Annotated in this window: 15 protein-coding genes; 1 reads left to right on the plus strand and 14 read right to left on the minus strand. The window is 61.9% G+C overall.

The window, feature by feature from the left end:
* Positions 1 to 19: 19 nt before the first annotated feature.
* The 8 genes from AC27E8_RS08015 to rpsB all read right to left on the minus strand — a co-directional run bounded on the left by AC27E8_RS08015 (position 20) and on the right by rpsB (position 6908).
* Positions 20 to 1282 (minus strand): M50 family metallopeptidase, encoded by a 1263-nt coding sequence (locus tag AC27E8_RS08015; RefSeq protein ID WP_487098881.1) that lies wholly within the window; start codon positions 1280 to 1282, stop codon positions 20 to 22.
* 10 nt (positions 1283 to 1292) lie between these two features.
* Complete coding sequence (locus tag AC27E8_RS08020) at positions 1293 to 2444, minus strand: 1-deoxy-D-xylulose-5-phosphate reductoisomerase (RefSeq protein ID WP_487098826.1); 1152 nt, start codon at positions 2442 to 2444, stop codon at positions 1293 to 1295.
* 23 nt (positions 2445 to 2467) lie between these two features.
* The gene (locus AC27E8_RS08025; RefSeq protein ID WP_487098825.1) at positions 2468 to 3262 is read right to left on the minus strand and encodes a phosphatidate cytidylyltransferase; all 795 of its coding nucleotides are present in this window, start codon (positions 3260 to 3262) and stop codon (positions 2468 to 2470) included.
* Positions 3263 to 3274: 12 nt separating this feature from the next.
* Entirely contained in the window at positions 3275 to 4057 is a 783-nt protein-coding gene (uppS, locus tag AC27E8_RS08030; protein ID WP_487098824.1) for an undecaprenyl pyrophosphate synthase, read from the minus strand.
* Positions 4058 to 4083: 26 nt separating this feature from the next.
* Positions 4084 to 4647 carry a ribosome recycling factor gene (gene frr, locus AC27E8_RS08035; protein WP_012810765.1) on the minus strand — a complete coding sequence of 188 codons (564 nt, stop codon included), beginning with the start codon at positions 4645 to 4647 and terminating at the stop codon, positions 4084 to 4086.
* The gene (gene pyrH, locus AC27E8_RS08040) at positions 4634 to 5368 is read right to left on the minus strand and encodes a UMP kinase (protein ID WP_014464174.1); all 735 of its coding nucleotides are present in this window, start codon (positions 5366 to 5368) and stop codon (positions 4634 to 4636) included. The genes frr and pyrH overlap by 14 nt, the downstream gene beginning before the upstream one ends.
* Positions 5369 to 5450: 82 nt before the next feature.
* Positions 5451 to 6107: a translation elongation factor Ts gene (gene tsf / locus AC27E8_RS08045; protein ID WP_081462252.1), complete on the minus strand. Its 657-nt coding sequence runs from the start codon at positions 6105 to 6107 to the stop codon at positions 5451 to 5453.
* A 99-nt stretch (positions 6108 to 6206) separates the two neighbouring features.
* Positions 6207 to 6908, minus strand: coding sequence for a 30S ribosomal protein S2 (gene rpsB, locus AC27E8_RS08050; RefSeq protein WP_008336545.1), 702 nt, complete (start codon positions 6906 to 6908; stop codon positions 6207 to 6209).
* A gap of 322 nt (positions 6909 to 7230) precedes the next feature.
* On the opposite strand from rpsB, the gene AC27E8_RS08055 reads away from it, so the two are divergent.
* On the plus strand, positions 7231 to 7509 hold the full coding sequence (locus AC27E8_RS08055; protein ID WP_487098823.1) for a hypothetical protein: 279 nt from the start codon (positions 7231 to 7233) through the stop codon (positions 7507 to 7509).
* An 81-nt stretch (positions 7510 to 7590) separates the two neighbouring features.
* Here AC27E8_RS08055 and AC27E8_RS08060 read toward each other — a convergent pair whose 3' ends face one another.
* The 6 genes from AC27E8_RS08060 to AC27E8_RS08085 all read right to left on the minus strand — a co-directional run bounded on the left by AC27E8_RS08060 (position 7591) and on the right by AC27E8_RS08085 (position 12504).
* Positions 7591 to 8046: a hypothetical protein gene (locus AC27E8_RS08060; protein ID WP_487098822.1), complete on the minus strand. Its 456-nt coding sequence runs from the start codon at positions 8044 to 8046 to the stop codon at positions 7591 to 7593.
* Between the two features lie 149 nt (positions 8047 to 8195).
* Entirely contained in the window at positions 8196 to 8876 is a 681-nt protein-coding gene (locus tag AC27E8_RS08065) for a hypothetical protein (protein WP_487098880.1), read from the minus strand.
* Between the two features lie 51 nt (positions 8877 to 8927).
* Positions 8928 to 9416 carry a chemotaxis protein CheD gene (locus AC27E8_RS08070; protein WP_487098821.1) on the minus strand — a complete coding sequence of 163 codons (489 nt, stop codon included), beginning with the start codon at positions 9414 to 9416 and terminating at the stop codon, positions 8928 to 8930.
* Positions 9409 to 10029, minus strand: coding sequence for a chemotaxis protein CheC (locus AC27E8_RS08075; RefSeq protein ID WP_487098820.1), 621 nt, complete (start codon positions 10027 to 10029; stop codon positions 9409 to 9411). Before AC27E8_RS08075 ends, AC27E8_RS08070 begins: the two co-directional genes overlap by 8 nt.
* On the minus strand, positions 10026 to 10490 hold the full coding sequence (locus tag AC27E8_RS08080) for a chemotaxis protein CheW (RefSeq protein WP_487098819.1): 465 nt from the start codon (positions 10488 to 10490) through the stop codon (positions 10026 to 10028). The genes AC27E8_RS08075 and AC27E8_RS08080 overlap by 4 nt, the downstream gene beginning before the upstream one ends.
* Positions 10491 to 10509: 19 nt before the next feature.
* The gene (locus AC27E8_RS08085) at positions 10510 to 12504 is read right to left on the minus strand and encodes a chemotaxis protein CheW (protein ID WP_487098818.1); all 1995 of its coding nucleotides are present in this window, start codon (positions 12502 to 12504) and stop codon (positions 10510 to 10512) included.
* Between the last annotated feature and the right edge of the window lies 1 nt (position 12505).

The following is a 12505-nucleotide window of genomic DNA, read 5'->3' on the forward strand; positions in this document are numbered from 1 at the left end:
CCTCATCTCGCGCTCCCCTCTAGAACCAATGCGTCACGTCGCGATACGTGATCACGACCGCGAACAACATCACAATCGCAAAACCCACAAAATGAACAAATCCTTCTTTTTCCGGGTCCACCCGCCGCCCTCGAATGAGCTCGATGGCCATGAACAACAGCCGCCCGCCATCCAGCGCTGGAATGGGGAGCAGGTTGAACAAGCCGAGCCCGAGGCTGAGCGCGCCGGTCACGGCCACCACGTTCCAAATACCGAATCGAACCTGCTCCGTGATCACGTGCGCGATCCCGACGGGGCCCGAGAGCGACTGGAACTGGTGATGCACGAACAGCCCCACGTAGCCTTGGATGGTCATGACAATGTCTCGGACCAGCGCCGAAAATCCGGCGGGGACGGTGTGGAGAGGGCTGTGAGAAATCTCGGCGTCGATGCCGATCATCGGCTCGCCGCTGACGAGGCGGGGCGTGACGACGACGGATCGCGTGCCTTCGTCCGTTTTCACCTCAAGGACAAGCGGTTCCGGATGGCCATCACGCGCACCCTCCTCGGACACCGCGCGCACAAGTCCCGCCCAGGAGTGAATGGGGCGGCCATCGACGGCCACGATGGTGTCGCCAGGAGCGAGGCCAGCATGCGCCGCGGGCGTCCCAGGCTCGACATGTCCCACGGTGGTTGTCGGCACGCCTGTGTACGTGTTCACCGCGGAGAACAACACACCCGCCAGGATGAGGTTCATCACAGGTCCGGCCAGGATGACGGCAGCTCGCTGCCAAAGCGGCTTGCCAATCATCTGCTGATCCTTCGGGACAATGGGAATGGACGAGCGCCGGCTCAGCATGACCCGGGCGCCCTCCTTCACGGGAAAGCGCCGAAGTCCTTCGTCCGTCTGCAGGGTCATGGTCATCTCATCGGTCAGATCGACCTCGCGCACCACGCCCACGCGCGCGTTGGGCAGATCGCGGGGCTCCCCGAGTGCGGTGATCCGCCCCAAGTCGTCGAGTTCGTACGCGACGGATTGGCCGACGGGAAACCACGACTCTTGTGGAGCCTCGCCCGCCAACTGCACAAACCCACCGAGCGGAATGAGCCTGAGCGAATACTCCGTTCCTCCGCGCACCACGGATATCACCTTCGGGCCAAAGCCGATGGCAAACACGGGCACCGCGACACCACATCGTTTGGCGACGTAAAAATGACCAAACTCGTGCAACGTTACGCAGACGCCAAACACGAGCACAATGGCGATGGCCGCCTCTGCATAGAACTCGAGGTGCGCTAACATTGGCAACTGTTCATCCGCCCTTTGCCACGTAGAATTCAGCTAGACGCCGAGCTTGTGCATCCGCGCGAAGGATATCGTCGACAGACTGAGGGGCTTCGTTCGGCACGCGTTCCAGCACCGCTTCCACAACCTCAGGGATCCGCAAAAACGGGATCTTTTCATGTAAAAACGCGTCGACCGCCACTTCGTTCGCCGCGTTCAGGACGCAGGGCGCGATGCCGCCTGCGCGGCCCGCCTCGACGGCGAGACGCAGGCAGGGAAACTTGTCGAGATCGGGTTCCTCGAAGTGAAGTGCTCCAACACCCGCCAGGTTCAGCCGCGGCCAAGGCGCGGCGAGGCGCTCAGGATACGTCACGGCGTACTGAATGGGCAAGCGCATGTCGGCCGTCGCGAGCTGTGCCACCACCGAGCCGTCCACAAACTCCACCATGGAGTGCACGATGCTTTCCGGATGTACAAGCACAGCTATCTTATCATATGGCACGGCAAACAAATGATGCGCCTCAATCACCTCGAGCCCCTTGTTCATCATCGTGGCGCTGTCGATGGTGATCTTCTGGCCCATGTTCCAGTTTGGATGGCGCAGAGCATCGCGGACTGTGACCTCCGCCATGCGCGCCTTCGGCCAGGAGCGGAAGGGGCCTCCCGAAGCGGTGAGGACGAGCTGCAGGACCTCCTCGGGCCTGCCGGATCGCAGACACTGGTGAAGGGCGCAGTGTTCGCTGTCCACTGGGACAATCTCACCGCCTGCGTCCTGCATGGCGCGAAGGATCAGATCTCCCGCTGCCACAAGGCACTCCTTGTTGGCGAGCGCCAGCCGCGCGCCGCGGCCGACCGCAGCAAGCGCAGGCAGAATCCCCCGGGCCCCCACCACCGCATTCAGCACGACATCCGACGGATACGCGGCACAGGCGACGAGCCCCTCGTCTCCGACGACGATGTCCACCTGTTCACCCGGTAAGAGTTCGAGCAGCGCGCGCCGGGCTGCCTCGTCGGCAACGCCAACGAGCTTCGGGCGGTATCGGCGAATCTGTTCCGCCAACCGCTGCACATTGCGCCCCGCCGCAAGCGCGACGACCTCGTATGTATCCAACTGGGACAACACGTCGAGCGCCTGCACTCCAATGGTGCCCGTGCTTCCCAAAATGGCGATGCGCTTCATGTTTTCTCCTCCACCAGGCTCCTCTACATCCAGCCTTTCAGCACGCCGGAGATGAACCACAAAGCGAAGGGCGCCGCGAACAGCAGGCTGTCGATCCGGTCCAGTACGCCCCCGTGACCCGGCAACATCCGGCCGGAGTCTTTCACACCGGCCGCGCGCTTGTACGCGCTCTCGACCAGATCCCCCACCTGGCCCGTCAGCGCCACCAGAAGCCCCACGGCCGCGAACACCCAAACGCTGTACCGCGGGTCGGCAATCTCTCCGAACACCACTGCGCCGACGACCGCGCCTGCCACTCCGCCGAGAGCACCGCTCACGGTCTTCTTCGGGCTGATGGCCGGAAGCAACTTGGGACCTTGAACCAATCGGCCGACAAAATAGGCCGCCGTGTCGGACATCCACGCCGCCACGAGAAACAGCCAGATCCAGAACCATCCTTCTGGCAAAGCGCGAAGGCCGATGAGCGACGCGCCGCCCGCGGCGAGATACAGCGCGCCGAACGCCGTCACGGCGTAGGTGCGCAAGTCATTCGGTCTTCGAGTGATGACGGGCAGCGCGAAAACCACCGCCACAGCCAAGAACAGGACGAACGGGTGAAACGCTTGTTTCGGGAACCAATCGGCGAGCGTGATCGCGATGGCCCCGAACCACGCAGCCGGGTCGAACCACCGCTGCCCGAACATCTGACAAAATTCCAACGCCCCGGCCAACGTCGCAATCCACACAAGACATCGCCAGCCGGTCAGCCCCCCAAACAACAACACGAACAGGACCACGAGTCCGGCGATGACAGCCGTGACGACCCGCTGCTTGAGCATGGGAATGGACACCTACTCGATCGCGCCGAACCTCCGCTTGCGCTTTGCGTAATCGCAAATCGCCTGGTAGAGATCGTCGCGTGTAAAGTCCGGCCACAACACATCCGTAAACCAGAGTTCGGCGTAAGCCGCCTGCCACAAGAGGAAGTTGCTCAGTCGGATCTCGCCACTCGTGCGGATGACGAGATCGAGCGGCGGAAGCCCCGCTGTGTCGAGATACCGATCGCACGTGGCCTCCGTGAGCTGCCCCACGGTCGCCCGACCTTCCATGACCTCGCGGGCGTAGCGCTCCATCGCCGCCACGATCTCCATTCGTCCCCCGTAATTGAGCGCGAAGTTGACGATCATCCCGGTATTGTGCTGAGTGCACTGAATGGCGCGGCGAACGGTTTCCTGCGTGTGGGCGGGGAGGCGCTCAGTGTCGCCGATGAAACGCACGCGGACGTTGCGCCTCACCAGCTCGTCAATCTCGCTCCGAAAGAACTGCTCCGGCAGCCGCATGAGGTAATCCACTTCGGCCGCAGGCCTTTTCCAATTTTCGGTCGAGAAAGCATACAGCGTGACGCATTCGATGCCGAAATCGTCACACGCGCGGATGGCTTCCTTCATGGCCAACATGCCCGCGTGGTGACCCGCAATTCGGGGAAGACCGCGCTTTTGCGCCCAGCGGCCATTTCCGTCCATAATGAGACCGATATGCCGGGGCTTCACGTCGAGCGCTGGCTGCTCGACCTGCTCGACCGCCGCCGCACTGGCACGCTGCGAACGCCCAAAACCCTTGAACAAGGCTGGCATCCCCCTTAATCCAGCTACCTTGGAACTCAGACCTGCGTCACGTCCTTCTCCTTATCTTCCAACAGGCGGTCGACCTGTGCAATGGCCTTGTCGGTCAACTGCTGAACCCGATCCATCAGCCGGCGCACGTCGTCCTCCGAAAGGTCTCCGGCCTTCTCCAGCTTCTTGATCTCCTCGTTGCCGTCCCGGCGAATGTTTCGAATGGCGACGCGCGCCTCTTCCGCCATCTTGCGCACCTGTTTGACCAACTCCTGACGCCGCTGTTCCGTGAGCGCAGGTATCGTCAATCGAATGACGTTGCCGTCGTTCGCGGGGTTCAACCCGAGATCGGACTTCTGAATCGCCTTCTCAATCTCGCTGAGCATGGACTTATCCCAAGGAGAGATGACCAAGAGGCGCGGCTCGGGCGACGTCACGCTGGCCACCTGGTTGACCGGCATCTGCGCGCCATAATACTCGACCATGACGTGATCGAGCATGGAGGGCGCAGCTCGTCCTGCGCGCACAGTGGCAAATTCACGGCGCAGATTCTGAATGGCCTTGTCCATCCGCTCCTGAAGATTTTGGATCAGTTCCTCATGCATGCGCATCACCCTTTCCCACCAAGGTGCCGATCTTTTCTCCCATCACAGCCCGAAGGATGTTGCCATCTTCGTTGATGTTGAACACCAGAATGGGAATGTCGTTGTCCTTGCACAAGCTCGCCGCCGTGGAATCCATCACGCCGAGACCTTGTTTCAGCACTTCCATGAAGTCGAGTTCCGCGTACTTGGTCGCCGTGGGATCCTTCTGTGGATCCGCCGTGTACACGCCGTCCACACCGTTTTTCGCCATGAGGATGACCTCGGCCTCGATCTCGGCAGCGCGGAGCGCGGCCGTGGTATCCGTCGAAAAGAACGGATTGCCCGTCCCGCCTGCAAAGATGACCACGCGCCCCTTCTCGAGATGCCGAATCGCCCGGCGGCGGATATAAGGCTCCGCGACCTCCGACATGTGGATGGAACTTTGCACGCGCGTGGCCACCCCGAGCTTCTCGAGGGCGTCCTGCAGCGCCAATGCGTTCATCACGGTCGCCAGCATCCCCATGTAGTCGGCTGTGGCTCGATCCATGCCCATCTGACTCCCGGTCGCACCTCGCCAGATGTTGCCCGCCCCGACCACAATGGCAACCTGGACGTCGAGCTTTGCCACATCGGCGATCTGCCTGGCGATGTCTCGGATCACGGCCGGGTCGATCCCGAAACCGTGGCGCCCTGCAAGTGCCTCCCCGCTCAACTTCAGAACGATGCGGCGGTATTTTGGAATCGTCACACAGGCCCCTCCATTGCGCGAAAATAGGTGGCCATAATGGCATGAAAGGGAACACGCAACGGTGTCCCCTCATGCACCAGCCTTACGACAGGCGAACCTGAGACATGACCTCTTCCACGAAGTTCGTCTCCTGGCGCTCGATCCCTTCCCCGACCACGAACCGAGCAAACCGGCGAATCGAGATGTTTTCGCCAATCGTCGCGATCTTTTCCTTCACCAGCGTGTCGACCGTTTTGTCGGGATCTTTGACGAACGGCTGCTCCAGGAGGCAATTCTCCTTGAAAAACTTCTCCAAGCGCCCTTCCACGATTTTGTCCACCACGTGTTCGGGCTTACCCTCGTTTAGCGTCTGAGCCCGCAGAATCTCGCGTTCCCGTTCAATGACGTCCTGCGGCACCTCTTCCCGACGCACGTACTGCGGATTCGACGCCGCGATGTGCATCGCGATGTCTTTCACAAAGGTGCGGAACTCCTCGTTCTTCGCCACGAAATCCGTCTCGCAGTTGACCTCGACGAGGACACCGATGCGGCCGCCGCCGTGGATATAGGCCTCCACCACGCCCTCCGCGGCAATCCGACCGGCCTTCTTGGCCGCCTGCGCGAGACCGCGTTCACGCAAAATGACGATGGCCTGCTCCATATCGCCGCCAGCCTCAGTCAGCGCCTTTTTGCAGTCCATCATGCCAGCGCCCGTGCGCTCGCGCAACTCCTTCACCATTGCTGCTGTGATTTCAGCCACGATGGTTCCTCCTCAATCGTCTGTATCCTCTATCACATTTCGCGCCGCGCGGCACAAAAAAGGTGACGAGAGCGCGCGACGCACCCGCCACCTTTCATCTCACGCGGTGGTCTCTTCCCCACCCTGCGTGCCTTCCAGCACAGCGTCCGCAATCTTGCTCGTCAGAAGGCGCACGGCGCGAATCGCGTCGTCGTTGCCCGGGATCACGTAGTCGATCTCGTCAGGATCGCAATTCGTGTCGACAATGGCCACAATCGGAATCCCGAGCTTGCGAGCTTCAGCCACCGCAATGCGCTCCTTGCGAGGATCAATAATGAAGAGCGCGTCCGGAAGCTTTTTCATCCCCTTGATGCCGCCCAAGAACTTCTCCAGCCGCTCGCGTTCCTTCCGGAGCAGGATGACCTCTTTCTTCGGCAGGACTTCGAACGTCCCATCCTCCTCCATCTGCTCGAGCTCCTGCAGGCGGCGAATGCGCTTCTGAATCGTATTGAAGTTCGTCAGCGTGCCGCCCAGCCAGCGCTGGTTCACGTAAAACATCCCGCAGCGCTCGGCCTCTTCCTTGACAGCCTCCTGAGCCTGCTTCTTCGTGCCGACGAACAGCACGGTGCCACCCGACGCGGCGAGATCTCGCACGAAGTTGTACGCTTCTTCCACCTTGCGAACGGTCTTCTGCAGGTCGATGATGTAGATCCCGTTGCGCTCCGTGAAAATGTACCGCGCCATCTTCGGATTCCAGCGGCGCGTCTGGTGTCCGAAGTGCACGCCCGCCTCGAGCAACTGCTTCATCGAAATGATGGCCAAGCCGATTTCCTCCTTTTTGTTTTCCCTCCGGACCGATCATCCGCAACGCCGACCCATCGGGCACCGGACGCCGCATCCCGATCCGTGCGTATTCGATTCAAAGGTACGCACCGCTCCATACTATACCACAGCGATACGAACACCAGCAACCGTCCGCAGCCATCTGCGCGCCCGCGGGAACTACCCATTTTGCTCCATTTTTAAGGCATATCACCCAGGTGTTTCGTCCGTGACCTGGCTTCCTGCTTCGGCATTGTCTACAGTGTGCCGCGAAAGCGCGCGGTTCGTGGCGCAAAACCTGCCTGGAAAGCGAGGGAAGCTCATGGCGACGAACAACTTCAATATCGCCGACTCGATTCGCCAACTCCATCTCGGGGAAGTCGTCACCGTGTTTACCACCGCGGGTGGAACGGGCGGAGGTGGGTACACGGGCGCTATCGTCGGGGTGGACAGCAACAACCTCTACCTCCTGCTCGCGCCCGCTTCTGCGCCGAGTGGCGCCACCGGAGCCTTCGGCACAGCGGGAAGCGGAACCGCGTTCGGCGCGCTCGCAACGATTCCGCTCGGCCAAATCACGTCGATCATCCAAAACGACTTGTGAGTTCTCGCGGGCGAGAGGACTCTCCTCTCGCCCGCGGATTCCCTTGTTTTGCACGTCGCACCCAAGAAGCTTACCACTTGCTCAACGCGATATGCGGCGCACCACACAGGCGATTTGGTCGTAGCGAATGATGGCTTCGGCGACCACGGGGCGCTGAGTGCTGCCGGACTCTCCCTCGTGCGCGAACAATCCGAGGTGCAAGTAGGAGGGCGTCGATCTCAGCACCACGCCGGTAAACCCTGGGTTGGCCGGGCCGAGGCCCAGCGTGTACACCGTGACGACGTCTCCGATGTGAATCTCCTGGGATTCCAGGCGAATGGGGGTCTTGAGCGCTTCAGACACAGCACCCACTGCGCCCGCCACTGCGCCCGCATCCGGCTCTCCCACGCGCCGCTCGTCTGACCGAGTTTTTCCTTGTCCTCCACCCGGGTCTGCGCCTCTCTCGATCCCTCCACGCCACACCGACGGCGCGATCCACGCCCTCGAGGCAGGAGCCCTGCACCGCCCCTTCAGCACACGATGTCCCCTCGTCTTCACCCGTTCTCCCTCGCCCCATCGCGGTCTGTAAAGCGACGTCCAAAGCCAAAACTGGCTGAACACACGCATGGCCCATTGTACGCGACGAGGAAGGAAAACGGTGACGGCTCGGGAGGGCGTGGATAGCACCCAAGCGACGCAGGGGCTCGTCAATGAACGCCCGGCTCTGAAGGCTCTACCCTACACAACAGCTGCTCGACTCTTGCGATCTCGTCCGCCGACACGCCCAGCAGATCCCGAATCTCGTCTCGAGATCGGCCTTCGTGAAGGAGGTCAAGAATCGAAAAATAGAGGCGCTCTCGAGACGCATGGACGCTCGGGCGCGCAGGCTCGCGATCCTCCGTCCACGCGTCAACCGCCTCCGCCGAGGCCCCTTGCTCGCCCTTCTCCGCAGCCGATTCAAGCGGAGCTTCGTACTGAAAGTCAAGTTCAGAGAGCCCCTCCATCTGCTTGGGGGCAAACTCGCCGTTTACCGCGTGGTTCCCGCCATGCTTCGCACCATGCAGAGCCTCGCCGACCTCTGCGGTCATCCGAGCCACCGCCGTCTCAAGCGCCTGAATTCGCGCCTCGAGTTTTCGGCTTCGCTGGTCCCATTCCCGGTACAACTCTTCGAGAACCTGGATCGCCAAACGCGCGTCCGAGGTCCTCTCAACGGCCACGGGTTCCCACCGCGCGCGATCTGCTGACAAACCAGCGTTTTTGGGCGAGCCCTGGCTGGCGCCGCGCAAGCGCCCTTGAGATGCCATCCACCGGAAAAAACCTCGGATACCCGGGTGCGTTTTCCAAGCGCCACTTAACGCGTACAGCATGGCGAGGAGCACCATACACACCGCGGCCAAGATGAGCGTCTCCCACACCTTTTCGTTCGCCCCTTCCCCGCGTCAAAGCACTCGCATGTCGCCTCTGACCGTTCGCACCGTGAGCACACACGACGGCAAGTCAAACCATAAGGTCCTGCCTTGATGTCCACCCACGTCTCTTCCGATAACAGGGATGCCTCTGTCCGCAAGCCGCTTTTTCACCGCCTCCGCATTGCGCTCTCCGACGCGAAGCGTCTCCATCTTCACGCCTTGAAACATCTGCGCTCCGCCGGCGTACTTCGCGCGGAGGCGCAGCGGACTCCCGCCCGCATGCACAATCTCGCGGATGAGCCAGTCAATCGCGGTGTCCGCGTATTTTTGCGGCGCCTTGGTGTCAGGCGAAGGGCTCTCGGGCAGCATCACATGTGCCATTCCCGCCACATGGCCTTCGGCATCGTAGATCACCACACCCACGCACGAGCCTAGGCCTGTCGTCACCAGCCGACCCGGACCGCGGAGGATGGCCCCTTCGGCGATGCCCACGCGAATCTCGACCTCATCGTCAACCACGAGGCATCTTTCCCCGAAGGGTGTCAAAGAGTCTCGAAGCGCTCTCGAAATCCGGAAGCAGGAAAAAATGCGCTTGAATCTCACGCCCACCATGTGTGACGAGCGTCGAGATGAGCAGCACCTGATTGTCCTCTCCGCTTCCATACATGAGCCCAATGTCGAGAAGCGCTGAGGCCATATCGACGGCGACTGCCGGGATGGATTGTGTCATGCGAAAGCCGCACAAATCGGCAATCGCGGCGACGTAGGCCCCTGAAAGGATATTGCCAACCTCTCCGAGCGCGGAATACTCCATCTCCCCGTAGGGATGGCCGCGTTCCCGCCCCGGAATGAGCTCATCCACGAGGCGCTCCGCGCTCTCGATCGACAACACGACAAACATATTCCCCGCGATCTCGCCCTCGATCCGGATATACACGGCGACGACCATCGTGTCGTTGCCGCCGACGACGTCCACCACCTCCGCGAATCGGCACAGCCTGGCGTCCGTGACCGACATGCGCACAACGCCGCCCAGCAATGCGGAAAACGCCGTGGCGGCGTGTCCCGCTCCGATATTGCCGAACTCCCGCAGCGCGTCGAGATCGGCTGCGCTAAGATCATAGGGATTCATCCGTACACCAACTTTTCCACCTGTTTGAGTTGCTCCGATTCAACGGCCGAAAAGACCCGTTCCAAGTTGAGCAGCACAAGGAGATCGTCGCCGATTCGCGCGACACCCCGAAGGTACACGGCCTCCAGACCTCCAACGACAGACGGCGGGGGCTCCACGGATTCCGGCGCGATTGGGACCACGTCTTCGACCGCATCCACCAACATGCCTACGGCCATCCCGTCTAGCTCCGCGACGACAATTCGCCTCTCTTCGTCGTCCACGGACACGTGCGTCAACCCGACGCGTTCCGCGAGATCGATCACCGGGACAATCGCGCCGCGCAAATGCATGACGCCCTTGATGAAGGGCAAGGTCCGCGGCACGGGCGTGATATCCCCGACGCGTTCCACCGATCTCACCTGAGAGACATGCGCGCCGTACCGCTCGGAGCCCACGCGCATGACGACATACGAATCCACGAAACGTCCCTCCTTCCCGCTACGCGGAATTGGCAATAAAGCGCACGTCGAGAATGAGCGACACTCGGCCATCGCCGAGAACTGTGGCGCCGGCGAACTCCCGAACATGCTGCAGAAATCGGCCGAGCGGCTTGTTCACGACCTCGAGCTCATCGAGGACTTGATCGACGAGAAGAGCGAGCCTCCGCTTCCCATCTCGGCACACGACCACTGTCTGCGGGTACCCCTCGCGACGAGCGCCCAGCGCCAATCGCTCCGCCAGGTCCACAATGGGCACAATGCCCTGCTCATCTCGAAGCACGGGTCGCTCCTGCACGTGACGTATGTCATCTCTTGTCAGCCTTCGCACCTCATCCACATTCGCCGTCGGGATGGCGAATACCTGCCCTCGGACTGACACCAAGAGGGCCGGCAGGATAGCGAGCGTCAGCGGCAATTGAATGATGAACGTCGTCCCCGCCCCGAGAACCGACTCCAAGCGAATCTGGCCCCCCAGGGCCTCGACTTTTTCTCGCACGGCGTCAAGTCCTACGCCCCGCCCTGAGATGTCCGAGACGCGCTCCGCGGTGCTGAACCCCGGCCGAAACAGAAGCGCGAAAACCGACTCGTCCGACATGGATGCACCTTCCTCCGGCGCAACCCAACCCTTGGCAATGGCCGTCTGCAAAACCCGATCGCGGTCAATCCCACGGCCATCGTCCGACACCTCGAGAAACACCTGGCCGCCCGATGTGTACGCGGAAAGCCGAACGGTGCCGCGCCGGGGCTTGCCTTGAGACTCACGTACTTCGGGGGGCTCGAGGCCGTGATCGACCGCATTTCGGAGAAGATGCACAAGCACCTCGCCCATCTCCTCGAGGACGACACGATCCATCTCCGTGTCCAGGCCGGTCATCACAAAGTCGAGCTCACGGCGAAGACGGCGCTCGAGGTCGCGCATCATGCGAGGATAGCGATGGAAGACCGTTTCGACCGGGACCATTCGGAGGCGCGTCAGCCCGTCCTGGATGTCGGCCACAAGGCGGTCCAACCGCTCAGCCGCCTCCTTTAAGTCTGGGTCATCCGAGGCTGCCACCAAGGTGGCAAGCCGCGTCTTGGTGATGACGAGATCGCTCAAGGCATTCATGAGCTCGTCCACCTTGCGGACCGGGACACGAAGGGTCGCGTCCCGCCGCAAATCCGCACCGGAAGCGAGCGCGCCGAACGATGGCCGCGACATCGAGTCCTTGACGGACAGATCGCCCCGCTCTGGACGGGGCTTATCTGTCACAGGCGTGGAAGGAACCTCGTTCACCTTGGAGACGTCACAGGCCGACACGTCGGTGATGTCCAGCACGGCCTCGCGCACACGCGCGATCTCGCCAGGCGATACGAGGACGGCCGCGAAAGCCTCTGTGGCCTCGACCTGTCCGGCCATGACTTGGTCTTCTGCAGGATGGGCCCCCAACAACGTCGCCGAAGCCTTCAAGGCTTGGTACGCCATCGCCAAACGCACGCCGGGCATGATGCAGTCGGGGACGAGGCGGAGATGGATGGTGTAAAGCTCTTTGTTCTCTGCCGCAGCCCGGCGCGCCCAATCCGAAAGATTCGCAAAAGGTGCGCGGGACGAGTCGCGCGGCTCGAACGTGCCTTCGGATCGGGAAAGCGCGCTTGCGAGCGCCGCCAGCACGTCGTCATCCGTCTCTTCAGGTTCCTGAGATGAGGCGCCGATAGCCTGTAGCCGTGCTCGCATGCGGTCGACCGCCGACAGCAGGGCGTCCACGTGCCGCGGCTCCACAGGAACATGCGCGTCGCGAAGGGCTCCAAGTAGGTCCTCCACGCGGTGGGTCAAGGTCGCCAACTTGGAGAACCCCATGGTCGCGCTCATGCCTTTCAGGGTGTGCGCGGCCCGAAACATCTCGTCGAGCAGATCAGGCCTCGAACCGTCTCGCTCAAGCGTGAGGCAGAACGTCTCCAAGCGTTCGACGTTTTCCATCGCCTCCGCCAAAAAGGCTTCCAGGTATTCCTCGTGCACC

This window comes from Alicyclobacillus sp. CIJ1 (assembly GCF_057538885.1).